Here is a 26,490-nt window from a genome sequence, read left to right on the forward strand (position 1 = left end):
GGGGGAAGCTTCGGTGTCGGTCGAGGCGCTCCTCGCGGCTTTTGTTTCGATGCGTTTCCAACGCCGAAGCGGCTAACGGCCGGCGGGCGGCGGCGTCCGTCGACGCCGGACGCGCGTGGCGCTCGTCGAATGGCCGATGTATAATCATCACGGATTTTCTGTCGTCTGAGGGCGAGAAGATCGGGCGTGACATTCGAAGCGAGCGCAAGCGCATGGTCGACGCAGCTCAGAATATCGTCTGGTTCGAGGCTGTGACGCGCGACGATGTTTCGATCGTCGGCGGCAAAAACGCATCGCTCGGAGAGATGATCTCCCGTCTCACGGAGAAGGGCGTCCGGACTCCCATCGGATTTGCGACGACGGCGCAAGCCTATTGGCGTTTCGTCGAGAGCAATGGCGCGCGCAATGTCGTAGCTGCGACGCTCGACGATCTCGAATCCGGCCGCGTCACGCTCGCCGACGCTGGTCGAACAATTCGAAGCGCCATTCGACGCGGCGAATGGTCGAGCGAAATGGCGAGCGCCATCGTCGAAGCCTATCGCGAGCTCGGCCGGCGGGTCGGCAAGGATGAGCCCGACGTCGCGGTGAGGTCGAGCGCGACCGCCGAGGACCTGCCGAATGCGAGCTTCGCCGGGCAGCAGGAGACTTATCTGAACATTCGCGGCGAGCGCGCGCTGCTCGACGCCTGCCGGCGCTGCTACGCGTCGCTCTTCACGGATCGCGCCATCAGCTACCGCACGGCGCAGGGCTTCGATCACATGAAGGTCGCGCTGTCGGTCGGCGTGCAGCTGATGGTCCGGTCCGACCTGGGCGGCGCGGGCGTGATGTTCTCGCTGGACACGGAGACGGGCTTCGACAAGGTCGCGCTCATCAACGCCTCATGGGGCCTCGGCGAGAATGTCGTGCAAGGCGCGGTGGACCCGGACGAATATATCGTGTTCAAGCCGTTCCTCGCTGATGCGGCCTTGTCGCCGATCATCGAGAAGAAGCGCGGCGACAAGCTCGTGAAGATGATCTACGCGCCAGATGGCGAGCAGCCGACGCGCAATGTTCCGACGTCCAAGGCCGAGCGCGCCTCCTTCGTGCTCGCCGACGACGACATTCTGACGCTGTCTCGCTGGGCCTGCCTGATCGAGGACCATTATGGCCGGCCGATGGACATGGAATGGGCGAAGGACGGCGAGACCGGCGATCTCTTCATCGTCCAGGCGCGTCCGGAGACGGTTCAATCGCGTCGCGAGGCGAGCGCGCTGAAGTCCTATCGAATAGGCAAGAAAGGCCGCATGATCTGCGCCGGGCTGGCGATCGGCGACGCGGCGACGAGCGGCAAGATCTGCGTCATAGAGGATGTCCGCGACATAGGCCGCTTCGTCGACGGCAGCATATTGGTCACGCGAACGACCGATCCGGATTGGGCGCCGATCATGAAGAAAGCGGCGGCGATCGTGACCGAGCATGGCGGGCGCACCTCACATGCGGCCATCGTCAGCCGCGAGCTCGGATTGCCGGCGATCGTCGGCGCGCCGGACGCGACGCGCCTGCTGCACGACGAGCAGATCGTCACTTTGTCCTGCGCCGAGGGCGACACGGGTTTCGTCTATGACGGCGTCGCCGACATAGAGGTCGAGGAGCTCGATCTCGCCGCCGTTCCCGCGACGCGCGTCAAGGTGATGCTCAATCTCGCCGATCCGGCGGCGGCCTTTCGCTGGTGGCGCCTTCCGTCCGACGGAGTGGGCCTCGCGCGGATGGAGTTCGTCATCAATAATCAGATCAAGATCCATCCGATGGCGCTCGTCCATTACGAGTCCTCGAAGGACGAGGCGGCGAAGAAAATCATCGCCGAAATGACGGTCGGCTACGAGGACAAGACCGATTATTTCGTCGAAGGGCTCTCGCGGGCGCTCGGTCGCATCGCGGCCTCGGTTCATCCCCGGCCTGTCATCGTGCGCATGAGCGATTTCAAGACCAATGAATATGCCGATCTGATCGGCGGCGCCGAATTCGAGCCGAAAGAGGAAAATCCGATGATCGGCTTTCGCGGGGCGTCGCGCTATTATTCCCCACGCTACAGGGAAGGCTTCGCGCTCGAATGCCGCGCCATTCGCCGACTGCGCGAAGAAATGGGATTTACCAATGTCATCGTGATGATTCCCTTCTGCCGGTCGGTCAAGGAAGCGGATCGCGTGCTGGACGTCATGGCGGCCAATGGGCTGAAGCGCGGCGAGAACGGGCTCGAGGTCTATGTGATGTGCGAGATTCCCTCGAATGTCATTCTCGCCGGCGCATTCGCGCAACGCTTCGACGGCTTCTCCATCGGCAGCAATGATCTCACGCAGCTGACGCTCGGCGTCGATCGAGACTCGGCCGAGCTCTCCGATCTGTTCGACGAGAGGGACGAGGCGGTCAAATGGATGATCCGCACCGTCATCGGCGTCGCGCGCGATGCAGGCGCCAAAGTCGGACTGTGCGGGCAGGCGCCGAGCGATCATCCGGAGTTCGCGGAATTCCTGGTCGAATGCGGCATCGATTCGATCTCGGTGACGCCCGACAGCTTCGTCGTCGTGAAGCGCCATGTGGCGGCGGCGGCGAGTCGATCGGGGGGGACTCTCCCGCCAGGGTCCAAGGAGTTCGACGACCGCGCGGAGACAGCGGGTTAGACGGCTTCGGTCGCCCGGATAGGCTCTTGCTGATTTCGAGCAGGTCTCCGCCGGGAATGAAAGCGGAGCCTCGTCGCGCTCGGGCGTCATGCGAGGCCGGAGCGTCTCGTCAGAATAGGGGAGGCGGGTCGACCATTCGGTCGGCCCATTCCCGGCGGCGAAGGCGGCTATCGCAGCTTCGCCAGAGGATCGTCACCCGAGCGCATTCCGTTCGGATCGAATCGTTCGAGCGATCAAGATTCGCTTCGGACGCTGGTCTAGAATCCACCTCTCGTCGCTCGGCCCGCGGCTATCACGTTCGATTGAGTGCTCGCGGTGGCGTTGACGACTGTGAGGAACTTCAGGAATTCCACCGATTTCGCATTGCCGACGAAGATCGCGTCTTTCTCTCGCATCTGAAAACTGCTGGCCAGCAGCAGGCCTGTCGAGTCGAGCATATCGACGCTGTAGACAGTCGGAATTTTTTGGCCGTCGTATCGGCCGATGTAGACGCCGATTTTTTCCAAGAATGGCCTATCCTCGAGGCGATAAATGAATACTGCGGCGGGATTGGCCTGCGTATCCAGCAAGCCGCCCGCGCGGCCGATCGCTTGCGACAAGGTGATGTGCTCGTTTTCGAAGGGGAACAGCCCATTCGCGCCCGAAGCGCCCACGGCCGTGAAAGTCGCGATTTCACGCTGCAAATAGAGTTGGTCGCGAGGACGAATGTAGATGTTCTGCTTCGGATCCGCGAGAACGCGGCTCATCAGGCCTCTGGTCCTCTTTCCATTGCGCTGCAAGATGATCCAGGTTTCGTTCGGAGGGTATTTCGGCCCACCGGCTCTCGCGATCAGCTCCAACAGCTTTTCGCCGCTCTGACTGAGCGTCAGCGAGCCGGGGGAGTTGACCTCGCCGAGCACCGACACGATCGTCGAGTGCTGTTCCTTTAGCGCGACGACCACCTGCGGCTCGATCGCGCGGTTCCTCAGCCTGTCCTGAACGATCGCCTCGACCTCGGGGATCGTCTTGCCGGCCGCCGGGACGAGACCGGCGAAGGGGATGGAAATATTGCCGTTTTCATCGACGGACTGGGCCGGAATGTCGACAAAATTACCGGGCCTCGCGCCTGCGGTGGTCGACGGCGTGAAGAGGCCGCCGGGCGCGGCTTCGAATATCGTCACCGAAACTATGTCGCCGGGTCCGAGGCGAATGATCGGCTGCGGACCCTTGTCGACGAAAGTATCGAATGGCACAGCCGTTCGCGCGACTGCGAGCTCTGCGATGTTGCTGGCGTTTACGGGGACCAACTCGTAGGCCAGCGGCGCCTCTGGTTCGGGCGACGAAATATTACCGAGCAGCTTTATATCGTTATCGTCAGGCCCCGATCGCGGCAAAAGGCTACATCCGGTGAGGGATAGCGCGCAGACGACCGTGAGCGCGGACCGCCGAAAAAGCTTTCTCACTGTCGCAATCCCACAATGGAGCGGTTACGCGAGCGGTTCGAGATCGAATCCTCGTCGCGCCCGCAAAAAAATAGCCTTAAGTGGCATTGCGTAAGTAGTTCAGTTCGAAGCTGTTCGTCAAGCTCAGGGCTGATGCGAGCCAGAAAACCGCGAATTGTGATTAACGCCCTAGCAATTCAGCAAGAATCTCGCTGCGACGGCCTCGCGCCGGTGGAGTCCGAGCGATTTCGCCTGAAAATTTTGCAGCGCCATCCGGTCCCGTAGGTCCATCTCATGCGCGACAGGCATGAGATCAGAAAGCCCCACTCCGCGGCGGGTTCGTCAGGCGCTGGCGCCGAGCCAAGTCACGAAAAAGGGCAATTTGGCGGGAGCTTCGGCCGGTCCATGGCGGTGGTCGGGCTGGGCGGCGGTCGGCTCGCGGCTTCCCTTCGCATGCACCCAGAAGCGCGGATTCTCGCTCGACTGACGGGAAATCCACTCATAATTCGCCTCCCGCCAGAACCGAATCTCGCTGGTCAGATTGTCGAGAATGAAGTCGCCCTCCGTGGTCTTCACCACGAGCACGAGATGCCCCTCGCCTCTGGCGGTTTTCACCACCGCAAGGACGAGGCTTCGCGACGGCAGCCCGGCCTCTTTCAATTTATGACGTTTGGTGACCGCATAGTCGTTGCAGTCGCCTGCGGCCGGGCCGATGCGCCAGCCGCCCGACGGGCCGTAGTCCGCAGCCTTGTATATCGGCGCGATCGATGCGTTGACCTCGGAGTTGATCGTCGTAAGCGTCCGTATCAGAGCATCGCTCAGCTCCATCTGCTCCATTTCCGACGTATCGGCCACGCATTCGCTTGGATTCTTGATGCAGAATCGCACGTGCTCGAACGGCGCGAGGACCGGCGCGCCCTCTCCGAGGCGGATGCGAGCGTATTCACTGGTCAAATTGCGGGAAAATCCGAGCGGGGCCGCATCAGCGCAGAGCGAGATGCTCGCGCAGGCGATCGACAGCAGGGCGAAAGCGAAGGATTTCGACATGATATGAACTCCGAAAGCGTTGCTTCGGAGCAAGTTCTACGTAGAAAAAGTTCCATGCGCGTGCAGCTCGTCAAGACCATTTTATCGCGCTGTTTCGGAAAATTTTAATCATGGGCCGGGCGGCGAGACATGTGCTCGGGCTCGTCGGGGGAACAGTTCGTGTCGACAGCCGAGCGCGCGCGTCGACGCGCCCGACAGATACGACTTGCCGAAATACCGTCGGAACGGCTAAGCTCACGACGTTCAAACCTTGTAATCGTCTCGTTATATGCGGAATCTTTCGTGAAAGTCCTTCATATCATAGCCTCGGTCGATCCACGCAGTGGAGGCCCGATCTCCGGCATAATCTCGAGCGCCGACGTCTGGTTTCGACACGGTCACCAGCGACATGTCCTCTCACTCGATCCGGAAAGCGCGCCATATCTCGCCGAATGCCCCGTCCCCGTGTTTGCGGTCGGCTCGGACCATGCGGCGCATCCCTTCGTGAGACGGGTGACGCCGTGGCTTCGTTATCGCTACTCTCCGCGCCTCGTCGGCTGGCTGAAATCCCACGTCCATGAATATGACGTGGTCATCATCAACGGCCTATGGAATTACGCCTCCTTCGGCGGCTGGCTCGGCCTGCGCGGCGCCGATGTGGCCTATTTCAATTTCCCGCACGGGGCTCTCGACCCTTGGTTCAACACGGCATATCCTGTCAAAACAATTTTCAAAACGATCTTCTGGAAGCTTTTCGAGCATCGTGTGCTGCGCGACGCCACAGGTGTTTTTTTCACATCGGAGGAAGAACGGCTCGCATCCAGAACCTCTTTCGCGCCCTATTTTGCCGAGGAGCATGTCGTCGGATACGGCTCGTCCGATATCGAAGGAGACGCCAAGGCGCAGGCGGACGAATTTTATGCGCGTTATCCTGCGACGCGCGGTCGCCGGTTGATTCTTTTCCTGAGCCGCATTCACGAGAAAAAAGGCGTCGATCTGTTGATCGACGCCTTCGCGAAAATCGCGAACGACTTTCCCGATTTCGATCTCGTGATCGCCGGCCCGGATCAGGTCGGACTGCGGTCTCGACTGGAGCGCCGCGCAGACGATTGCGGCATAGCAGCGCATCGCATTCATTGGCCCGGGATGCTCACCGGCGATGTCAAATGGGGCGCCTATCGCGCGTCGGAATTTTTCGTGCTGCCGTCGCATCAAGAAAATTTCGGCATAGTGGTCGCGGACGCGATGATGCTGTCCGTGCCGGTCCTGATCACGAATAAGGTGAACATCTGGCGAGAGATCGAGGCCGACGGCGCCGGGCTCGTGGTCAATGACGACACGAGTTCGATCGAAGACGGTCTGCGCCGGCTCTGCGGGGCGACGGCGAACGAGCGCGCCGTGATGGGCAATAACGGCAGAGCGTGCTTCCTCGCGCGCTTCGACGTGGAGAAAACGGCGATCGATCTATTAGAGACGATGAATGCGCTGATCGAAAGCAAGAAACTGAAGGGTGAGGCTCGATCGTAGATGCGCCACGCCGTTCCAGGCCGCGAGTCCCTGTCGCGACCTGCTCCGTTCTGCTTGTTCTCGCGCCGGGTCCCTGCGCGAGACGAATCTCGCGGAATGGCCTCGCGTCGCGGCCGTCGGCCCGCTTATCGCCAGTAACCTCATCTCACGACGACAATATTTCGTAATTGCAGCGCCCGCGCCTTCGTTGTCGAATAGTTCGGCTTTTGCCGAAAATCGATCGAGACTTTGTTGAAATTGGAGGTAGGTGTGTTTGGTTCGTTCATTAGCCGATCGGAGCGCCTCGAAGTGGAATCGAGGCCCGCGAGCGGGCAAAGATGGTATTTGGCGCATACGCTGCCACATCAAGAGAGCCGCGCGCAAGTCGCTTTGGAGCTTCAAGGATTCTGCAATTTTCTGCCTCGACGGCCAAAGACAATTCGCCACGCGAGGCGACTCCGCACGGTGAATTCGCCGATCTTTCCAGGATATATTTTCGTGGCGCTGGACCTCGACCGAGATCGTTGGCGCAGCGTCAATGGCACGCGCGGAGTCTCGAGCTTGGTGATGGCGCATGAGCGGCCTTTGCCCGTGCCGGCGGGCGTCGTCGAAACTCTGATCCGCTCGAGCGATCCATCGGGGCAGTTGCGTCTGGTCGAGAACATCGAGCTCGGCCAGCCGGTGCGCCTGGTTGCGGGGCCCTTCGCGCAGACCTTCGGCGTTCTCGCCCGCCTCTCGTCCAAAGAGCGCGTAGAGGTCTTGCTGAACATCATGAGCGGGGCTATACGCATCAACGTCGATCGCGATTGGATCGAACCGGCCTCGTGAAACCTGTTTCACGTATTTCGGCCCTGTCAAAAGATTTCGGGTGACCATCCGGTCGCGCGAGAAATGATTTCTGTTCCGATCGGTGGGTGACCGGGACAGCCAATTCATCGCAACGGGGACTTTGCAGTCACCCGAACTGCGGCAGCATGGCCGAGATTCTCAGTGGACCTCCGTGACGACGCTCACGCGGCGCTCCTCGACAGGAGCGCTTGGCGCTCCTTACTGAACATCATGGGCGGGGCTACAACAGCAACGTCGCTCGCGATTGGATCGAACCGGCGGCGTGAAGCTGTTTCACCTGTGCCGATCGCGTCTATGAAATACTTCTGGATGGCTGGCGGATTACAAATCGCCCTGTCCAGAAGAAATATTTCTGTCCAGATCGGTCTATGACCGGGACAGCCATATCATGGCGACGGGGACATAAAGTCACCCCGAGCGCGGCAGCTTAGAAAAGCGCTCATTTCTGAGCAGATTCAGACAATTTGCCGCGATCAGCACAAGTGTTTTTCGATCGACGTGACGAAAAATATTCTGGTAGACGTAATGTCAAATCTGCATTTTTGGTCTGATACGACTATCTCGCGTCTGGGGCGGATATGGAAGGCCCGGACTCCTTTGGCCGAGACGCCGGGAGGAGTCGATCGGCGCACCCAGAAAATTTTGATACACGCCATTAATTTCGCGCCAGAACTCATCGGATGCGGGAAATACACGACAGAGTTGGCCCGATATCTCGAAGCGCGAGGTCACGATGTCGAAGTCGTCACCGCGCCGCCGCACTATCCGGGATGGTTCGTGCGGCCGCCATATCGGGCCGGCGTCTACAAACGAGAGACGCTCGGCTCCATCCGCGTGACGCGTTGCCCCATGGCCACGAAGGCGGGAGCGGGAGGTTTCTGGCGTCTCGTCGCGCCGCTCAGTTTTGCCGCCACGGCGGCCCCGATGGTCGTGTGGCGGATTTTCCGATTCCGGCCGGACGTGGTGATGTGCGTGGAGCCGACCTTGTTCGCCGCTCCGGTCGCGCTGCTCGCCGCCAAGCTCGTGGGGGCGCGCAGCCTGCTGCATGTGCAGGATCTCGAAGTGGACGCCGCTTTCGAGGTCGGGCCTCTGAAAGGCGCGTCGATCCGAAAGGCGGCGAGCTCGCTCGAGCGACGTCTTCTCGGCTGGTTCGATCAGATTGTGACGATCTCCGAGAAAATGCGAGAGGCTTTATTGGCCAAGGGCCTCGGCCCCGCGAAGGTCGTCGTCCTCAGAAACTGGGTCGACCTCGACGCGATCCGGCCGCGGGCGAGGGCGTCGAATGCGTTTCGAACGCAATTGGGGCTCGCCGAGGATGATTTCGTCGTCCTCTACGCCGGCCATATCGGCGTCAAGCAGGCGCTCGACGTGGTGCTGGAGGCGGCGCGCCGCTTGGCCGAGGAAAAGGCGCTTCGCTTCGTCATCGTCGGCGAGGGGCCGGCGCTGGAAGGACTCAAAGCAAAATATGGCGATCTTTCCAATTTGGCCTTCCTGCCGGTTCAGGCGTCGGATCGCTTGAACGAGTTGTTGGCGATGGCGGATCTTCATGTGCTGCCGCAGCATAGCGGCGCCGCGGATCTGGTCTTGCCGTCCAAGCTCGGCGGAATGCTCGCGAGCGGTCGATTGATCGCAGCGACGGCCGAGCCCGGCACAGAAATCGCCAATATATTGGCGGACGTCGCGCTGCTGTCGGCGCCGGGCGACGACGAGGCCCTGACCCGATCCATCGATATGGCGAGATCGGGAGATTTTTCCACGCATATTGCGCGCGGACTTCGGCTCGCCGAATCGTTGAGCGCCGCACGGCTGCTGCCAGCCTTCGAGCAATTATTGGCAGGGAAAGCGGGCGCGCTCGAAGAGGGCGCGGACGAAGCAGCGCGCGCCGACGCGCTCGTCGACCGATGACGGCGGCTCTCCTCGAAGAGCGCCTCGAAGCGCATATCGGAGAGGATCGCCGCGATTGTCTTCGGGAGTCCAGAACAACAGGCGGAGTTATCCTGTTTCAGGATTCCCGGTCAGGCCTTCGGTCTGCCGGGAATGACGACGCCCTTTCGGCTCAGGCGGCGCCGCCCACGAGCGACGCGCCTGGAGCCATAGTCCGCCGCGTCCCGGCCGCGAATGCCGCGCCGCGACACGCTTCTCATTCCCTTGTGCGCAGGGAGGTTCGATCTTGACGCTTTTTGTCCAACGTGTCTGCGATCACAGTTTCATCGCGGACGGTCTCACGCAAGATCATGTCGTCGTGGATCTGGGCATGAACCAGGGCGCGTTCGCGAGCTGGATCGTCGCCAACACCCCGGCGCGCGTGTTCGGCGTCGAGCCGGCGCCCGGCCTCTTCGAGGCGCTGCCGCGGCACGACCGCATCAAATCGCTGCAATTGGCGGTCGGCGGAGGCCCGGGAAGCCTCGAATTGCAGCTCTACGCCAGCCATTGCGCATCCTTCGTCGCCGGGCTGGTGCCGGCCGCCGCCGAGCGCTCCGTGGTGGTGGAGGTCATCGATTTCGATGGGCTGATGCGCGCTTTCGCGCTCGACAGGATCAATCTGTTGAAGGTCGACATAGAAGGCGCCGAGCTCGACATGTTCGCGACGCTGCCCGTCGCCTATCTGAAGAATATCGATCAGATGACGATCGAGTTTCACGACTTCCTGCAGCCCGAGCAGCGAGCCGAGGTCGAGAAAATCATCGTCAGGCTCAGGAAAAACGGGTTTTTCGTCATGAATTTCGGCAACCGCGTCTACACCGACGTGCTGGCGCTCAACCGCGCGACATGGCGGCTCGGCTGGCTCGACGTCGCGCAGCTCTATTTCGTGAAATATTGGCGCGGCGCCAAGCGGCTGTTGTCGCGAATATTTTCGCGGTTCGGGAGGTAAGTTCGAAAGGCCGTTCATGATAAGCGTTCTCATTCCCACCTACCGAAGACCCGAACAGCTGAGGGAGGCCCTCCAATCTGTCGAGATGCAGGAGCGAGCCCTCATTTCCGAAATTCTAATCGGCGACAACAGCGACGACGCCAATGCCGGATTGAACCATAAAATCATCGCGGACAGCCCGCTGCACGGGCTTATCGAACTGCGACGCAATGTTCCGCCTTTGGGGAGTTATCCGAACCAGTGTGCGCTCGGGTCGAGAGCTAAAGGAGAATTTGTCGCTCTTCTGCACGATGACGATGCTTATTGCGAGGGGGCTCTGGCTCGCCTATACGGCTGCGCCATCTCGGATACCGACAGTCGTGTCGCCGTTTGGTTCGGGCGCAACCTAATTATGGATGAACACGGGGTCGTGGACATAGAGCGCAGCCATCGGGACATGGCATATTATGGAAAAGGAGGCGCATCGGAGGTGAGGCCGATGTGGGAGTGGAACTTGACGCAGGCGCTTCCTCCCAATGGCTGGCTCATGCGCGCAGACGTTTATCGGTCATTCATGCGTGGCCCAAGAGACGGAAACGTGGGCGATTGGGGGCTATGGGTGCGTCTCGCCAATGCTGGCTATTGGGGGCGGTTCATCGCCGAGGATATCTTTGCCTATAGGAGTCAGCCTGTATCCTTGACAAGCACGGGACGCGGCATTGATTGTCATTTGGCGTATGAAGCAGCTCGGGAGCTTCGGGTTCCGCGTGAAGCCGCCAGCAAGAAATTGGCGCTTGTGCGAAAGTTCGCGAAAGTGGCGGTGACCCGCTATCTCCGCGACGGCGAACGAGGACGGGCGGTTGCGGCATATTTCTCCGACGGTTGGTCCCTGAGCGACAGAGCGTCGCTGCGTGGTCTGCTGACGCTCGCAATGCTCTTGACGCCATCGATCTGCTGGAGATGGGCGTTGCGCTCAAAATGATACGGACTGCGTTGGTTTTCCGCCGTCGGCGGGCGACCGTCTGAGCAAATGCGAGCGCCCATGTTTGCAACTGTTCGTCGCGCACTCGTCTTTCTCGTCGGTAAGGGCCTCGCCCAGGGTTTGGCCGCCGTCACCGGTTTGCTGCTCGCAAGATGGCTCAGCGTTCCCGATTTCGCGTTGTACGCGATTATCAGCGCTATAATTGGCGCAATGAATGTCCTGACAAAAAGTGGCGTCTACATCGGCTATGCAGCGATTCTCGGCCGTCACTGGCCGGACCTCGACCGTGCCGCTCAAGCACTCGCCGCCGCGCTGAAGGTTCGGCGTAGCATCTCCGCGGTCATGCTTCCGCCAATAATGGCCAGCGCCGCCTTCCTTCTCTGGTCGAATGGCGCGTCGACGAGCCTGACCGTTGCGATGCTCGTGCTTCTGCTGGTCCTGTGGCTCGCGGATATGCGGGCCTCAATGGTAGAAGAGATTCTAATTTACGACCACCAGACCAACTCTCTGCAAATGCTAGAGGTCGTCCTTTCTGTCGCGCGGCTAGCCGCCATCTGTCTGTTGCAGCTGGCAAGCGCGACCAGCGTGCTCGCCGCCGTTGCCGTGAACGCGGTGTGTCAGATCGCTCGGGCAATTCCGATCAGCCGTTGGGTCAACCAAAAATTGCCGAACGCGCCGCATTCTGTGCTGCCGGCCGATGTGCGCGAGATCCAACTCGGCGTACGACGGCAGATGCCCGTCGAGATTTTTTACGTATTCCAATCCCAGATCGTTCTCTTGATCTTGACGCTGGTGGCCGGGGTGAGCGAAGTCGCGAATTATGGGGCGCTTTCGCGGATCGGGCAGATTCTGTTGCCGTTTCAAGCGCTTGTGGGCGCGTTCGCAATACCTGCCTTCGCCAAGGCGCAGCGTCGTCTTGGCGAGCGGCTCATAGCGCTGACGGCTGTTTGCTCCGTTCCAGGCGTCCTCTTGATCGCGATGGCCAGTGTCTGGCCCAGCGCGTTGCTTTGGCTCGTGGGGCCGAACTATAGCCAGCTGACTGGCGAGGTTCTTTTTATGTCGTGCGCGGCTGTCTTAAGCCTTTTCAGCGGCACCTTGCGTGCGCTTGTTTCCGCGCGGGGGTGGAACAGCCTCGCATGGATCACCATTCCGCTCAGCCTCACCTGGGCGTGCGCCGCCGCAATCTCGCTCGATCTTCACACGCTCGTCGGGGCGATCATCTTTCAGGCCGGGTTCGCTGTGGGGCCGATCATCACATCTTTGTTGGATTTCTGCCGGTCCACCGGGCAGGGCATAGAACCTTTGTTCTCGACGCGGAATGCTGAGCCGTCATCAGGGGGTGGCGAAGATCGTTGATCTGCGCGCTCGTTCCGTCGACGCCAATTCTGAGCATTGTCCGACGAAACCGCATCGCAACCGTTGCCCGCGAGGTAGGCGATACACGGCTTTGGGTCAGGATACGCCTCGTTTCCTCGACTGTCGGCTTCAGAGCGTCGTGTCCGCGGCCATTGCGAGCCGTCCTGCGTTGCGTTGAACTCGAAAGGTTCGAATGATGAATGCGCAAGGCGCTATCTCACTTTCTGTCAGCGTCATCATCCCCACCTTCAAGCGGATGGACTTGCTGCCGCGCTGTCTCGAGGGCGTCGAAACATTGCAGCCGCGTCCGATCGAGGTCGTCATCAGCTATCGCCCAGATGACGATCCGGACACCGCCCGCTGGCTGCATGACAATGCGAAAGATCATTCGCTGTGGAGGCTGGTCAGCGTCGAACGAGCTGGCGTGGTTTGCGCGCTCAACGCCGCGATCGACGTGGCGCGGGGCGACATATTGGCGATTTTCGACGATGACGCCGTGCCGCGCCCTGACTGGCTGGAAAAAATCCTGGGGCATTTTCGCGACGACGACGTGGGCGCCGCCGGAGGGCGCGATATTGTCTTCGACGGCGATGGCGCGCCGGTCTTGCATCCGACCGTGACCAGAGCGGGTTATCGCGACTTTTGGGGAATGATCCGGGGCGGCCATCATCTGGTCGTCGGTCCGCCGCGCGCGGTCGAGGTCGTCAAGGGCTCCAATTGGGCGCTGCGCCGCAGCGCTTTGGGAACGCTGCGGCTCGACGAGCGCCTTCTGGGGTCGGGCGCTCAGGTCGCCAATGAATCGTGGCTCTGCATCAATCTCCGGAAGGCCGGATGGCGGATTATCTTGGACCCGAACGCCATCGTCGACCATTATCCGGGCGTAAAGCCAGATTACGCCTACGGGACATGGTCGAAAATCAAGTGCTTCCATTGGACCGCGAACCACGTGGCCACACAGCGCGCCTTCACGGATTCGCTCACCAGGCTGCGCTTTTTCCTGTTTTGCGTGGCTGTCGGGTTCAGGCACTGTCCCGGCCTCTATTTCATCCTGCACAGTCTCGCCAAACGACCAAAAAGCCTGCCGGGCCAGTTGATCGGCGGCTGGAGCGGCTATTTCGCCGGACTGCGCATGGCCCGCGAATTCGAGCGCGCTCCGCCGGGGACGCCTTCGACGCCACCGAAATTTCGAGCGCCCGCGCGTGCGGAAAGCCCAATTGTCTCTCTCTGACGCTCCCGCGCTGCGCGGCCCCGACAGCTGCGCGAGGCTCGGCTCGACGCGTTCCGCCATTGCGGGCGCTTGGAGTCACGGGAAAAAAGTTGCCCGAGCAATCCGTCGTTCGAGACGAATTGGCCAGCTTTTCATCTTGTTCTATTTGCTGATTCCTCTGGAGGGGGTATTCCGCAAATGGCTGCTCAACGACATTGAGAGAATTCTCGGCTTTATCCGCGATCCAGCGCTTCTCGCGCTCTATGGCGTTTTTCTTTTTCGGTCCCGTGCGGGCGAGCGATCCTGGTTGGGCGCCTATTTTGTGATCGCGATGAGTTTCGTCGTCCTGTCCGCATTGCAGACCATCTATTATGGCCTGCCGCTGATCGCGCCTGCGCTCGGCCTTCGCGCTTATGTCCTTTATGCGCCTTTGGCTTTCATATTGGGCGGGTGCCTGCAGGAGGCCCACATTCGCCGCTTCATCGTCGTCTCGCTCTATATCTCAATTCCGATTGCGCTGCTCGTCTACGTCCAGTTCCTGTCGCCGCCGGACGCGGCAATCAACAAGGGCACTAGCGACGAAGTCGAACATGTGTTTGTCGTCGTCGCCGGAATCGTGCGGCCCTATGGGCCCTTCACTTTCGTTCAGGCGCAAAACACGTTCGCAGCGATGATGGTCGCCGTCGTCATTATCGCCTGGGATCAACGCAAGCGCTTCTCCATATCGCCGATGTTGTTGGCCCCGGCCGGCTTCGCAATCATGACGATGGGCGCGTTGAGCGGCGGCCGAACCTTCTTTGGCTCGGCGGCTCTCGTCGGCTGCGCCTACATCCTCGCCGGGCTGACGTCCAAACGCGTGCGCACCGGAATTGTCCGGCTCGCATCGGTCATTGCGCTGGCCGCAGGATTTCTCCTCGTGTTCGTAATCGTGTTTCCCGATTCTTTCGAGGCGATGTCGGAGCGGCAAGCCACCGCCGAGGCGGCGGAAGGCTCGACGCTGGGACGGGCCTTGGGAGCCTTCGCCGAGGGCGTCGAAACGATGGCCTCGGCGCCGTTGTTCGGCTATGGAATCGGCGCTGGAAACAATGGCGTTCTGCAATTTCTCGGCAAGAGCGGCTTCGAGTTCGGCGAGACAGAAGGCGGCCATATCATCAACGAGATGGGGCCGATATTCGGCGCTCTGACGCTTCTCGCGCGTGTGGCGATGACGGCGTGGATCGGATGGCGCTGCATCCTCGTCAATCGCCTCACTGGCGACGGAAGCGCGCTCATCATGTTCGGGTTTTCCGGCTACCTTTTGGCATATGCGCAAATAACCCTGCAGAATCAGCTGCTGAGCTTTTGTTGGTTGGGAATGGGCGTCACGCTGGCGCTCTGTCGCTCGGCGATGCGGCATAAGGCGGGCCTCCGATGAAGATCGTCCTCTCCACCTGCGGCCGCTTTCACATGTTCGCGCTGGCGCGTGAGTTGGAGCGCCGTCGTTTCTTGGAAAAGATCTACAGCGGCTTCACATGGGGCGCTCTGGCGCGCGAGCGTCTGCCGCGCGAGCGGGTGGGCGTCTTTCCGCTGGTGCGCCCTTTCATCATGGCGTCCGGCCGGCTGGGCGTGTCGCTCCCACGACCTCTGAGCGAAGCGCTCCATCTCGTGTCGCTGACGACGCTCGACGCCTATGTCAGAGCGGTCGCGCCCGAATGCGATATTTTCGTGGGGCACGAAGGCGCCGGCCTCTGGTCGGGCGCAGCCGCGCAGCGCCGAGGGGCTCTCTATGTCTGCGATCGCGGTTGCAGCCATATGGGGTGGAAGGAGCGGCTGCTCGAAGAGGAATATGACCGAATTGGTCTAAAATATCCCGGGAGGCCTTGGTCATATCAAAGGGAGTTGGACGAATACGAGCGAGCGGATTTGATCGTCACGCCGTCCGATTTCGCCAAATCCTCATTCGTGGCTTCTGGTTTTTCCGCCGAAAAGCTCGCCGTCGTGCCCTATGGCGTGGATCTGACCACTTTTTCGCCGGTCGAAGAAAAGCGAAAGAAAACTTTCGAAGCGCTGTTCGTCGGCGCCCTGTCGGTGCGCAAGGGCGCACATGATCTTCTCGCCGCGTTCGAGAGTCTCGATGTCGCCGACAAGCGTCTGACGATCGCCGGCAGCATCAGCTCGGAAATCGCCGCGGCGCTCGGGCAACGATTACAGACGGCGAACATTCGCCTTCTCGGAACCGTGAGCCAGACAGCGTTGAAAGAGATCATGGGGCGAAGCGACGCGTTGGTGCTGCCGAGCGTCGAGGAGGGGCTGGCGCTGGTGCAGGCAGAAGCCATGGCCTGTGGATGTCCTGTCGTCGCCACGACGAATACCGGCGCGAGCAACATATTCACCGATGGCGAGGAAGGCTTCATCGTGCCGATCCGCTCTCCGCAGGCGATCGCGGAGAAGCTACAGTTGTTGGCCGAAAACCGCGATCTTCAGCATGCGATGTCGCAGGCGGCGGTCGAGAAAATGCGGTCGCTGGGCGGATGGGCGAGCTATGGCGCGGCGATGGTCGCCGCCTATGAAGATCTCACGGCGAGACGCCGCTCCTCGAGATCGACGCCCTCGGCGAGAGCGAGCGCCTTCGAGTGACAAACGCTCCGGCCGATGCAGGAGCCGTCACATAGGCGAGCGTCGAACTCTTGCGGGACGATCCGAAGGCGCGTTCAAACCCGCGCCATATCGCTGCCGTTCAATCCATTATCTAAAGAAGCGCCAATCAATGGACAGCGTTATTTTCTGTGCTTTGGAAACCTACTCGCTTGTCGGTGGAATCCAAAAGTTCAACCGGCGTGTCATTCGCTTTCTTGGAGCTTTTTCATGCGAAAGCGCCACGAAAGCACATGTCATTTTAATGCGGGACGATCCACAGGATTGCCCTCGAATAGCAGGCGTGCGCTTCACTTTCGCCGGAGCCGGGCGGCTACGTTTCACATGGGAGCTGATATGCTCACTTCGTGATGCTCGCGTCTTGATATTAGACCACATAAATTTGCTCCCTCTGGCTATAATTTCACGAATAATTCGTCCAAAAACGCCAATTCTGCTGTTCGTCTACGGCGACGAGGTCTGGAATTCTCCGTGCCATCGCAAAACGCGATTCTATGAGCCGTGGCTATTGATGTGTGTCGATATGGTGGCGTCGATAAGCGACCATACGACGCGAAAAATGGCGACAGAGTTTCGCGTTCCCAGATCTAAATTCCGTTTGTTTCCTTGCGCCGTCGATCCGGTTTGCGCGGACGAAGCAAAGGCGCCGGGGCCTCCCACGGTTTTGACGGTTACCCGGATCGGACCGGGCGATCGCGAAAAAAATGTCGATAAAGCCTTGCGCGCTTTTGCGCTCCTGTCATCGCAGATGCCGCAAGCGATCTATGAGATCGTCGGCGACGGCGTATTGCGCGGCGAGCTCGAAGCTCTCGCGCGAGAACTCGGCATTGCTGAACGCGTCCGCTTTCTCGGCCGCGTGGACGACGCCGGATTACGCGACGCCTATCGACGGGCCAGCGTCTTCATCCTGCCATCCTCGAAGGAAGGATTCGGCATCGTCTATTTGGAGGCTTGGCAGTGGGCGCTGCCGGTTATTTGCAGCACGGAAGGCGCCTCTTGCGAGATTGTCTCGGACGGGGTGGACGGGTTCGTCGTCGATCCCGACAACATCGACTCGCTCGCGGAACATATGCATTTTCTTTTGGCCAATCCGGAAGTCGCGCGGACTTTCGGCGAGCGCGGACGCCGCAAGGTTGAGGAAAACTACCTCGATGGCGTCTTCGGCGAGCGTTTGAAATCTCTGCTGAATGAATTGCAAGAAACAGACGCCGGAGCTGTCGACAATGACGCCGCTAGACGCCTCTAAATTCAAGCCGCTCGAAGGAGGGCCGAGTTTCAGTTTTTCTAATCGCCTATATCGCGCAGTCTGGAATGTCGCCTGGATGATGCTGGCCGCTTGGACGCCGCCCTTTCTGAATGGGTGGCGATGCCTCTTGTTGCGGCTTTTCGGCGCGAAGCTCGCGCGGAACTCTTTTGTTCGCGGAAGCGCCAAGATTTGGTATCCGCCGCATTTGTCCATGGGCGAGAACGCATTGCTGGGTCCGAAGACAATTTGTTACAATATGGATGTTATCCATGTCGGGAAAGGTGCAGTCATATCCCAAGGCGCCCACCTGTGCGCCGGCACGCATGACATCGACGACCCGAATTTTCAGCTGATTACGAAGCCGATCGTGATTGGGCCACACGCATGGGTCGCGGCGGAGGCCTTTGTTGGACCTGGTGTGACAATCGGCGAGGGCGCAGTGCTGGGCGCGCGCGCCGTTGCGTTTCGAGATTTGGAGCCGTGGAGGGTGTACACGGGCAATCCGGCGATGAGAAAGAAAGACAGGAAGAAAAAAATGTAGCGTCTTAAAAAAGAGTATTTGCAAGCGTCTACATTTTGAATTCGGGGATTGTGCCTGTTGTCTTTGAAGCTATACCTGTTTCAGGTCCAATCTGAACAGAAACAGCTCTCGTGATTGTCGTCCAAAGCGAATTCTGATCGCTCGAACGATCCCGTTCGAGCAGAAAGCACTCTAAAATATCCCATTTCGGCTATCTCGACAGTTGAGAGAGCTCGATCTATCAGTCCCGGACACGACTCGCGTCGCGAGCTTTTTTTGATTCTGCGGGACGGTTTGATTTGTCGAGGCGCTCGCCGATGTGGACTGAATGAGTGCGTTGCGCTCGCCGCGAGGCGCGTCGACGCTCGTCATCCCAAGGCGACCCGTGCGATCGACCCGAGAGACTTTTGTTCGCCTTTGTGGGCCAACTCGTTTGAAATAGATCGCCGCCCCGACAATGCCTCATGCGGCCGATTTCTGGCGGCGAACCGCCTCGTCTTTCGTTTGGAGAGAAAGAGCCGACGCGACGCCGAGGAGGATTGCAAAGGGGGCCAGAAAGCCCGGAATTTGCATCGAGAAATCCATCAGTGAATGTGCGAATGCGGTAACGGCGATGCACGAGAGCGCCAACAAATCCGCTCGTCGCCGGCCTTCGCTTTCGAGCGCGGCTCTGTAGGTCGAATACAAGATCCAGCTCGCGGCAATAACGACGCTCGCGGCCATCGGCAGTCCCATTTCTACGGCGATTTCGACGACCGTGTTATGCGCCTTGTCCCAGACGCCGCTCGTGAAGGCTCCATTGCCGCGCACCATGGGGAAAACATCCTCGAATGTGCCGAGGCCGGTTCCCAGCCAGGGATGTTCGACGACGAGTTTCAGCGAAGAGCGATAAGTCGTCCATCGTCCTCCGTCGGACAGGCCTTCGCTCTCGACGCGCGACACAATCGTTCCGCCGTGCCGATAGATGATCGTGACGAGCGCCGCCAAAGCCGCCAATAGCAGCGTTTTGCCCTTCTCGAGCAGGACGATCGCCGCGCAAGTCGCGAGACCGAATGCAAATGCGAGCACGCCGCCTCGCGAATGGGTTCCGAGAAGCGCGATCGCTGAGATCGAGAGCGCCATGATCCGCAAGGCGAGGGAGCGCGCCGCTGCTTCGTGCTGCGGCACGATCAGCATCAGCCCGCCGACATAAAGGTGAATTCGAGCCGCCTTGCGAAGAATTGCAAAGAGCCACAGAGTGGATATGACGGCGAAAAAGGTCGCGGCCGTGTTTCGGTTGACGAAGGTCCCCGTCATATCTCCAAGGTAAGCCGTCTTGCTTCGAAACAGGAGATGCGAAGGGGCTGCGAGCTCGGCGGCGACGGCGTAGAGCGCGACGGTCGCTCCGGCGTATGCGACCCAGTCGAGGAGACGCCTCGCCTCCTGCTGTCGCGCGCCGACGATGAAACCATTGCAGAAGGCCAAAATCGCCAGCAGCGTGCGGCCAAGCGCATCCAAAGGGATGGAATCGCGGGCCGATATTCGCGGCGATGGAGCCGCCCCGAGCAGCTCTTTCGCTTGGAGCCACGCCTCATGCGCCAGCAATGGCGGATTGGGCAAAATCTGCAGCGCTGCGATCGCCGAATAGGTCAGCCAAAGGCAGATCATCCAGCAAAGAGCGCGTTCTTGCGCTCGATTGAACGCGCCGAGCGGGGCTATCGCGAGCGCTGCGGCCAAAACCAAGACCCAAGCGCCGATCCAGAACGGATCGGTCGATCCATAGGGCAGAGGCGCGAACGACGCCGCCGCAATCGTCAGCCAAGTATGGACTGTCACCGTTCGGTTCATCACAAAGCCAGAACCTTGCGCGTCAGGGCGATGCTGGAGCGACGACGTCTAGCCGATTCCGCGTTCGCGCCCAACATTGGTCCGCACATTCGGAGCGTTTGGCGGACGAAGCCCGAGCGGTCGATTTCGGCGCGTCCAGTTCGGCGCCGCGCATGTCGGCGAATTCGCTCGTCCCTCGCGGCGTTGAAGCGCTTGAATTTCGACGGACGCTCAGTGTAAGCTAGATTTCAGATCATTGTGCTGAAAGACGCGGATCATGTCTTTTTTTCTGAATCGGTTCTTGGCTATCTGTCTCGTGCTTTCATCGAGCGTCCTTCCCGGCGTAGCGGCATGTCTCGCGCCGCCGGCTTCCGCAAATCAGCTCGACGCGTTCAAGAGCGACCCTGGAGGACTCCTGCATCGTTATCCTTTGGGGTCGGGAGCCATGGCGAGCGAAATAAGAATTCTGGCGGCGTCCGACGCCGGCGTCCTCGGAGCGATCGTCGGCCTCGCCAAGGGCGCGAACGATGCGCAAATGTCGGCGATCGCCGCCGGCATGGCGCAGGCGGCTATCGCATGCCAAACACAGGATCCGGCATTGGCTCTGCAAATCCAGGAAGCGATCTTGAGCATCGACAATAAAGCGATTTCCGATCAATTTGCCGCCATCACGGGCAACACCAGGACAGGAGCGACAGGAGCGGGCGGCGGCGCCGGGGGTGGCGCGGCCGGAGCCGGGGGAGCCAGCGGCGAAGGGGGCCAGACCGGCGGGGCCAATAACTCGACCAACAATTTTGCCGGGGGGTCGACGACGACGAGCGGACCGTCCGGGTTTTCTGTATCGGCGTCGAGCGCCAGCCAGGCGGGGACCACGACGCGAACGCTGACATCGGCCACCTCGGCGGTCAGCCCGTCGCAATAATTTCAGGAGTATCGCGTTTCGATGAATTACCTTGGAGAGGCCGCGCGTAACGACGCGTCGGTTACTGTCGCCAACGACTCTGATCAAGACGAGTTTTCATTCCGAGACATTATTCGCGCATTGTGGCGTCGCCGGCGGATTTTATTGATCTCGGTCGCGCTCGCCGTCATCGGAACGGCCGCATATTTGATCGTCACCCCTGTACGATACATGGCGACGACCACGCTGATCCTCGATGCGAAGCGTCCGTCGCTCGGCGCCAGCGAGGTTTTCATCGAGCCGCAGGTCGATGATACGGCCGTCGAAAGCCACGTCGAAACCATTCGGTCCGAGAGCGTCGCGATCCTGGTCGTCAAGAAGCTTCGCCTGTTCGAGGATCCGGAGTTCGTGGGCGTCGTAAACGCTCTCGAGAATTCGATCGATGGCAAAACCGAGACGCCGCCGACTGACGAAGGGGTTCTCCGCGAGGCGGTGTCCGCATTTTCGCGAGGACTTTCGGTGAATCGGTTGAGGCGAAGCTATGTGGTCGAAATCTCGTTCACTTCGGCTGATCGAAACAAGGCGGCCCGCATCGCAAACGCCACGGCTGACGCCTATATAGAGGACCAGTTGCAGGCGAAATTCGATGTCACCAAGCGGGCCAGTCATTGGTTGCAGCAGCGTATCGTCGAATTGCGAGATCAGGCGACATCGGCCTATAAGGCGATCCAGGATTTCAAATCGCGTAACAATCTCATTGTCGGCCGCGATGGAAAACTGTCATCGGATTTAGAGCTCGAACAGCTCACCGGTTCGCTGGCGCAGGCTCGCGCCGACACTACGCGAGCGCAGTCACGATTGTCCGAGATCGAGGCCATATTGGCGGTTCGAGGCGACGAATCCGGCGTCCCCGAGAATGGCACTGTCAGCGACGCGCTCAGCAATCCGGTTATTACCAAGCTGCGGCAGGACTATCTGGACCGTAAGAAGCAGGAGGCCGAGTGGGGCTCGCGCTATGGCCCTAATCACCAGGCCGTCATAAATCTGCGGACCGAAATGGCCGGACTGAAGCGCGCAATTCGGGAAGAGATGCAGCGTATCGCCGAGACCTATAAAAGCGACCTGAAGGTCGCGCAGGCGAAAGAGGAGTCGACCGCAAGGCGGATTACGGAAGTATTTCAGAACGACAGCGCGACACGACAGTCGCAGGTAAAGCTTCAAGAGTTGGAAACCGCAGCGAGCACCTTCCGTTCTATTTACGAGAATTTTCTCAATCGCTATACGCAGGCAGTCCAGCAGCAATCTTTTCCATCCACAGAGGCGAGGGTGATCACCTATGCTTCGCCAGGCAGGAAGACGTCGCCTAAGATTTTGATGTCCCTGGGCGTCGCGCTCGCCGCGGGCCTGGGTCTCGGGACGATCGGAGTGTTCGTTCGGGAGCAGTTGGACAGAGTCGTATATAGTCGTGACCAGATTGCGCGGGAACTCGGCGCCGACTTGATCTGCACGATTCGAAGAATAGGCGAACAGAACGAGCCGAAAACGCTGAGCTCCTTCGTATCCCGGTTGAAATCTATATCCCAGCTGAAATCGAAAATGGACGAGCTACGACGCGGCGGCGCCGAGGACACGGAAGAGACGCATCTCCGTCCGCCGGTGATGCTCTACGACGCGGAAGATCTCCTGTCCATAGACGCGGAAGCGGTGCGTGGGATCAAGGTTGCGATAGACATACGCAATATTTCGCAAAGCACGCGTGTGGTGGCGATCGTCTCGGCTACGAAAGGAGAAGGCAAATCGAGTGTGGCGCTCAGCCTGTCGGCGATGGTGGCTCAAGCCGGACGCCGCGCGCTGCTGATCGACGCCGACCTGCGCCGTCCGTCTTTGAGCGCCGAGCTAGGGTCCAAGAACGACGCTTCCCTTCTCGAAATCCTCTATGGTGAATCGGCGATCGCGGACGTAATCCGAACAGATGAACATTACGGATACGACTTCTTGTGCGGTCCCACGAAAATTCGGCCAGTCCACACGGCGGACATTCTCAACTCGGAGCCTATGAGCAAATTGCTTGTCGCGGCGAAGCGGGACTATGATTATGTGATCGTCGATCTGCCCCCGATTCTCCCCGTCGTCGACACACGCGCGTGTTCGCACCTGTTCGACGCTTTCATCGTTGTGGCGGAATGGGGCAAAACCAATGTCGATGACTTGGCGCAATCATTCGAATTGGCTCCATTGGTCCGTGATCGGTTGATCGGAGTCGTGTTGAACAAGGTGGATGTCGACACGATGCGGCGGATCGAGGGCTATGGGTACGTGCGCTCGGCCTATTATGGGTGATAGCGACATTGGTGAGCTTCGAGTCTCGCTGCGCAGACAACGTCACATGCGCGCGATGTTCCTGCTCCTCTCGGCGCTCGGCTTCGGTTTCGCTCTGATATCTCTGCGCGTGGCGAATTCGCAAAGAGCCTTCGAGATCGTCTACCGTCGCATCGTCACGGGAGAGACCTTGCCGAACGCCTTCATCGAACGCATGGCGCGACGCGGTGATGAGGAGGGTTCGTGCGATGGCGATGCGAAATTGGCGGTCGCACTGATCGAATTGAAACTGGTCGAAGCTTCGCTCGCACAAGGTCGAGACGTCCCGGTCGAGGAGCATCTACGGCGGGCGAGGTCGAATGTGATTGGACAGATCGCTTGCTCGCCGACGAACGGTTTCGCCTGGTTCGTTCTCTTTTGGAGCGAAGTCGTCTCGGGGACCCTCACGAATTCCGCTTGGGCTCATCTGGGCGCATCGTATCGCTTTGCTCCGCGCGAAGCTTGGGTTGCGCTCTCGAGATTACCTCACGTCGCAAATCTCTGGAGTCTGATCCCGACCGACCAACGCAGGCTCGTCCTCGACGATTTCGAAATGCTGCTGAACGAAGGATATATCTCGCAATGCGCGAGGTTGTACGCCTTCGCCTCGCCGGATCTCATGTCCGGCATGGCAGGGCGTTTGATGAAAGCCCCAGAAGCGAGAAAATTGCAGTTCAATGCGGCCTTGGCTTCTTATGACGTGGATCCGGTGTCTACAGAAACTGGAGGTCGCCAAACAGAGCTGCTTCGGCAGAATTTGAGAGACCTGTCAGAGGCGCTGACCAAGTAGATAGCGCTCACATGAGAACGCGGATGTCGCCGACATCGCGGAGGATACGCGCGCCGTGGCGGTCACGATGCGCTATCTCGCCGAGAGCGGCGCTGACGACTGTCGACGGGAGCGGAATGTCGGCAGCCAGCCGCCGGGACGAGCAAGGTCCAGCCGATCCGGCCTTGGCGAGCCCTGCCGGATAGGAGCGTGATCTCTCCCCGATAGGCCCAGACGCGAAGATCGGTCCAGAGCTTCGCCTCGCCGACCTCGAGCGTCGATTTCGGAACCCGCCTCTGGGCGACATAGGCCGTAAGCATCCGCTGTAGCCGCTGTAGACCGCAGGGGCGGCGGTGGCTGGTCAGAGTTCGTGACGTGATTTGAGCTCTTTGTGGATTTTGACGAGTTCGACGAGGTTCTCGACGCCGAAGTCGGTGAAGGCGAGGATCTCATGATCGCCGGCGCCATAGACCGAGATCACGCCGTCCTCCGGTTCCATTTCGTTGGCGACATCGTACAGGAAGTCGACGCTTTCATCGAGCCGCTCGGCGATGCGATCGATGGTTGTCACGGAAGCAACCTTGTTGATGTGCATTTCATGCCGCCAGCGCCGAGGCAGCCTGGTCTTTCTTACGCCAGTTCCACGGCAGCAACTCGTCGAGGCGATGTGCGGGATGCGCGGCGATGCGGGCGAGAACATCGGTGAGCCATGCTTGCGGATCGACGCCGTTCATCTTCGCTGTGACGATGAGGCTGTACATAGCCGCAGCGCGCTGGCCGCCGCGGTCGGAACCGCAGAATAGCCGCCTTTTCCGGCCAAGAGCGATGCCTCTCAGCCCTCGTTCCGCGGCGTTGTTCGACAAGCAGACGCGTCCATCGTCGAGGAACAGCGTGAAGGCCGGCCAGCGCTTCAGCATGTACTGGATCGCCTTGGCGAGATCGTGCCCGCGCGAGAGTTTGGCGAGTTGTTCGCGCAGATGGATTTCCAGCGCGTCGACGAGCGGGCGGCTCGACGCCTGTCGAACAGCGAGACGTTCCTCGGCGCTCTTGCCGAGGATCGACCGCTCGATCGCAAACAGCGCGTCGATCCGGCGCACGATTTCGATCGCGATCGGCTACAGCGGTCTTTCCTTTTTCCCCGCCGCCTTGCGACGGGCGCTGGCCTCGATGTCGGCCATGGCGAAGAACGGTCGCCGCGCATGCGCCCAGCACGCCGCTTCGAGGATTGGGCCGGGCTCACGCCCCGCCAGATACAGCTTGCCATAGCCGTCGTAGGCGTCCGCTTGCAGTATGCCGGAATAATTCGCCAGATGGCCCTGCGGATGCTCGCCGCGCCGATCGCGCGAATAATAGAACATCGCCGCCGGCGGCCCGGCGCCGCCGAAGGGCGCGTCGTCGCGGACGTAGACCCAGCAGCGTCCCGTATCGGTCTTGCCCTTCGCCAGCACGGGAACCGTGGTGTCGTCCCCGTGAAGGCGTTCGGCGGAGAGGACATGCGCCTCGATGAGGCGCCGTAGTGGATCGAGCGCCGTGCAGATGGAGCCGACAGCATCGGCCATGGTCGACAGGGCGATCGGCGCGCCTTCGAGCGCATAGCGCTCGGCCTGACGGTTCAGCGGCTGATGCTGGCCGAACTTCTCGAAGGCGATCATCGCCAACAGGCTCGGCCCCGCCCAGCCGCGCGCAACGACATGGAACGGCGCAGGCGCCTCTGTGACCTTCTCGCAGTCCCGGCAGGTGAACTTCTCCCGCACGGTCTCCAGGACCTTCCACTGACGCGGCGTCGTCTCCAGCGTCCGCGTCACATCTTCGCCGAGCTTGCGCAGACGCGATCCGCCGCAGCAGGCGCAGCTCTTCGGCGCCTCGATCACGACGCGTTCGCGCGGCAGATGGTCGGGTAAGGTGTTGCGCTCCGGCCGCTTGCGCTCGAAGCACCCGACAGCCCGCCGGCAGTGGGATCATCGGCGCAGCGCCTTCAGAACCCGAGACAGCGCGACTGTCTCGACATCGGCCCACACGATGATCCGATCACCCTCGGCGAGCACGATCTCCATCTGGCCGTTCGACTCTCGAGCGGAATGTTCCGAGTCCGGCATGATCGTTACGGGCAGGATCGGCGCGAGATCCTTCGGCGCGGGCGGCTCGACGCCGAACTGCCGCCGCCATGTGAATAGCTGGTTGGTGTCGAGGTCGTGCCGTCGCGCGGCGCGAAATCGCCAGGAAGACCGGCATGTCGAAGTCTACGCTCCCGGCGCTGCTCTCGATGACGGCGAATGGGCGCCGTTGATCGCCGCGATCGTGCGCGTCACGCGATCGACATTGATCCGCTCCGCCTCGCCCAAGCCCTCTGGTGCGCCGCCATCGATCCCACCGTCACGCTCTCATATCGCGGCTTGTAATG

General features: G+C 60.5%; 20 protein-coding genes and 1 pseudogene. 15 read left to right on the forward strand and 6 right to left on the reverse strand.

The window, feature by feature from the left end; all coding sequences use genetic code 11:
• Positions 1-212: 212 nt before the first annotated feature.
• Complete coding sequence (ppsA, locus tag Mspo_RS03160; protein WP_159726757.1) at positions 213-2,657, forward strand: phosphoenolpyruvate synthase; 2,445 nt, start codon at positions 213-215, stop codon at positions 2,655-2,657.
• A 257-nt stretch (positions 2,658-2,914) separates the two neighbouring features.
• Here ppsA and Mspo_RS19775 read toward each other — a convergent pair whose 3' ends face one another.
• Complete coding sequence (locus Mspo_RS19775) at positions 2,915-4,099, reverse strand: polysaccharide biosynthesis/export family protein (RefSeq protein WP_306344925.1); 1,185 nt, start codon at positions 4,097-4,099, stop codon at positions 2,915-2,917.
• Positions 4,100-4,420: 321 nt separating this feature from the next.
• Complete coding sequence (locus tag Mspo_RS03170; protein WP_159726759.1) at positions 4,421-5,125, reverse strand: transglutaminase-like cysteine peptidase; 705 nt, start codon at positions 5,123-5,125, stop codon at positions 4,421-4,423.
• A gap of 282 nt (positions 5,126-5,407) precedes the next feature.
• Between Mspo_RS03170 and Mspo_RS03175 the strand changes: the two genes are divergently transcribed.
• From Mspo_RS03175 to Mspo_RS03225, 11 genes are all read left to right on the forward strand, one after another.
• Positions 5,408-6,631, forward strand: coding sequence for a glycosyltransferase (locus Mspo_RS03175; RefSeq protein WP_159726761.1), 1,224 nt, complete (start codon positions 5,408-5,410; stop codon positions 6,629-6,631).
• A 288-nt stretch (positions 6,632-6,919) separates the two neighbouring features.
• Entirely contained in the window at positions 6,920-7,438 is a 519-nt protein-coding gene (locus Mspo_RS03180; protein WP_159726763.1) for a transcription termination/antitermination protein NusG, read from the forward strand.
• Between the two features lie 546 nt (positions 7,439-7,984).
• Positions 7,985-9,364 carry a WcaI family glycosyltransferase gene (locus tag Mspo_RS03185; protein ID WP_244613083.1) on the forward strand — a complete coding sequence of 460 codons (1,380 nt, stop codon included), beginning with the start codon at positions 7,985-7,987 and terminating at the stop codon, positions 9,362-9,364.
• Between the two features lie 265 nt (positions 9,365-9,629).
• Complete coding sequence (locus Mspo_RS03190) at positions 9,630-10,331, forward strand: FkbM family methyltransferase (RefSeq protein ID WP_159726767.1); 702 nt, start codon at positions 9,630-9,632, stop codon at positions 10,329-10,331.
• A gap of 16 nt (positions 10,332-10,347) precedes the next feature.
• Positions 10,348-11,292: a glycosyltransferase gene (locus Mspo_RS03195; RefSeq protein WP_159726769.1), complete on the forward strand. Its 945-nt coding sequence runs from the start codon at positions 10,348-10,350 to the stop codon at positions 11,290-11,292.
• Positions 11,293-11,352: 60 nt separating this feature from the next.
• Positions 11,353-12,648 (forward strand): lipopolysaccharide biosynthesis protein, encoded by a 1,296-nt coding sequence (locus Mspo_RS03200; RefSeq protein WP_159726771.1) that lies wholly within the window; start codon positions 11,353-11,355, stop codon positions 12,646-12,648.
• A 196-nt stretch (positions 12,649-12,844) separates the two neighbouring features.
• Positions 12,845-13,876 carry a glycosyltransferase family 2 protein gene (locus Mspo_RS03205; RefSeq protein ID WP_256366342.1) on the forward strand — a complete coding sequence of 344 codons (1,032 nt, stop codon included), beginning with the start codon at positions 12,845-12,847 and terminating at the stop codon, positions 13,874-13,876.
• 286 nt (positions 13,877-14,162) lie between these two features.
• Positions 14,163-15,269, forward strand: a complete 1,107-nt coding sequence (locus Mspo_RS03210; protein ID WP_159726775.1) for a hypothetical protein — start codon at positions 14,163-14,165, stop codon at positions 15,267-15,269.
• Entirely contained in the window at positions 15,266-16,471 is a 1,206-nt protein-coding gene (locus Mspo_RS03215; RefSeq protein ID WP_159726777.1) for a glycosyltransferase family 4 protein, read from the forward strand. Before Mspo_RS03210 ends, Mspo_RS03215 begins: the two co-directional genes overlap by 4 nt.
• Before the next feature lie 577 nt (positions 16,472-17,048).
• Positions 17,049-17,735, forward strand: a complete 687-nt coding sequence (locus tag Mspo_RS03220) for a glycosyltransferase family 4 protein (RefSeq protein ID WP_159726779.1) — start codon at positions 17,049-17,051, stop codon at positions 17,733-17,735.
• Positions 17,713-18,276: a putative colanic acid biosynthesis acetyltransferase gene (locus Mspo_RS03225; protein ID WP_159726781.1), complete on the forward strand. Its 564-nt coding sequence runs from the start codon at positions 17,713-17,715 to the stop codon at positions 18,274-18,276. The genes Mspo_RS03220 and Mspo_RS03225 overlap by 23 nt, the downstream gene beginning before the upstream one ends.
• Before the next feature lie 441 nt (positions 18,277-18,717).
• Here Mspo_RS03225 and Mspo_RS03230 read toward each other — a convergent pair whose 3' ends face one another.
• Positions 18,718-20,070 (reverse strand): O-antigen ligase, encoded by a 1,353-nt coding sequence (locus tag Mspo_RS03230; RefSeq protein ID WP_159726783.1) that lies wholly within the window; start codon positions 20,068-20,070, stop codon positions 18,718-18,720.
• A gap of 526 nt (positions 20,071-20,596) precedes the next feature.
• Between Mspo_RS03230 and Mspo_RS03235 the strand changes: the two genes are divergently transcribed.
• Genes Mspo_RS03235 through Mspo_RS03245 form a run of 3 tightly spaced genes read left to right on the forward strand, consistent with a single transcriptional unit; the run spans position 20,597 to position 24,110 of the window.
• Positions 20,597-20,983 (forward strand): hypothetical protein, encoded by a 387-nt coding sequence (locus Mspo_RS03235; RefSeq protein WP_159726785.1) that lies wholly within the window; start codon positions 20,597-20,599, stop codon positions 20,981-20,983.
• A 21-nt stretch (positions 20,984-21,004) separates the two neighbouring features.
• Positions 21,005-23,302, forward strand: coding sequence for an AAA family ATPase (locus tag Mspo_RS03240; RefSeq protein WP_159726786.1), 2,298 nt, complete (start codon positions 21,005-21,007; stop codon positions 23,300-23,302).
• A complete protein-coding gene (locus Mspo_RS03245) occupies positions 23,295-24,110 on the forward strand; it encodes a hypothetical protein (RefSeq protein ID WP_159726788.1) in 816 nt (271 codons plus the stop codon). Before Mspo_RS03240 ends, Mspo_RS03245 begins: the two co-directional genes overlap by 8 nt.
• Positions 24,111-24,450: 340 nt before the next feature.
• Here the strand turns inward: Mspo_RS03245 and Mspo_RS03250 are convergent, their stop codons facing one another.
• From Mspo_RS03250 to Mspo_RS19785, 3 genes and pseudogenes are all read right to left on the reverse strand, one after another.
• Positions 24,451-24,684, reverse strand: a complete 234-nt coding sequence (locus Mspo_RS03250) for a hypothetical protein (protein WP_159726790.1) — start codon at positions 24,682-24,684, stop codon at positions 24,451-24,453.
• Position 24,685: 1 nt separating this feature from the next.
• Positions 24,686-26,020: pseudogene (locus tag Mspo_RS03255) on the reverse strand (IS66 family transposase); the annotation flags it as partial.
• A gap of 27 nt (positions 26,021-26,047) precedes the next feature.
• Positions 26,048-26,185: a hypothetical protein gene (locus tag Mspo_RS19785; RefSeq protein ID WP_244613084.1), complete on the reverse strand. Its 138-nt coding sequence runs from the start codon at positions 26,183-26,185 to the stop codon at positions 26,048-26,050.
• Positions 26,186-26,490 lie beyond the last annotated feature (305 nt).

Origin of the sequence: Methylosinus sp. Ce-a6, assembly GCF_009811655.1 — a bacterium.
Classification (GTDB): Bacteria; Pseudomonadota; Alphaproteobacteria; order Rhizobiales; family Beijerinckiaceae; genus Methylosinus.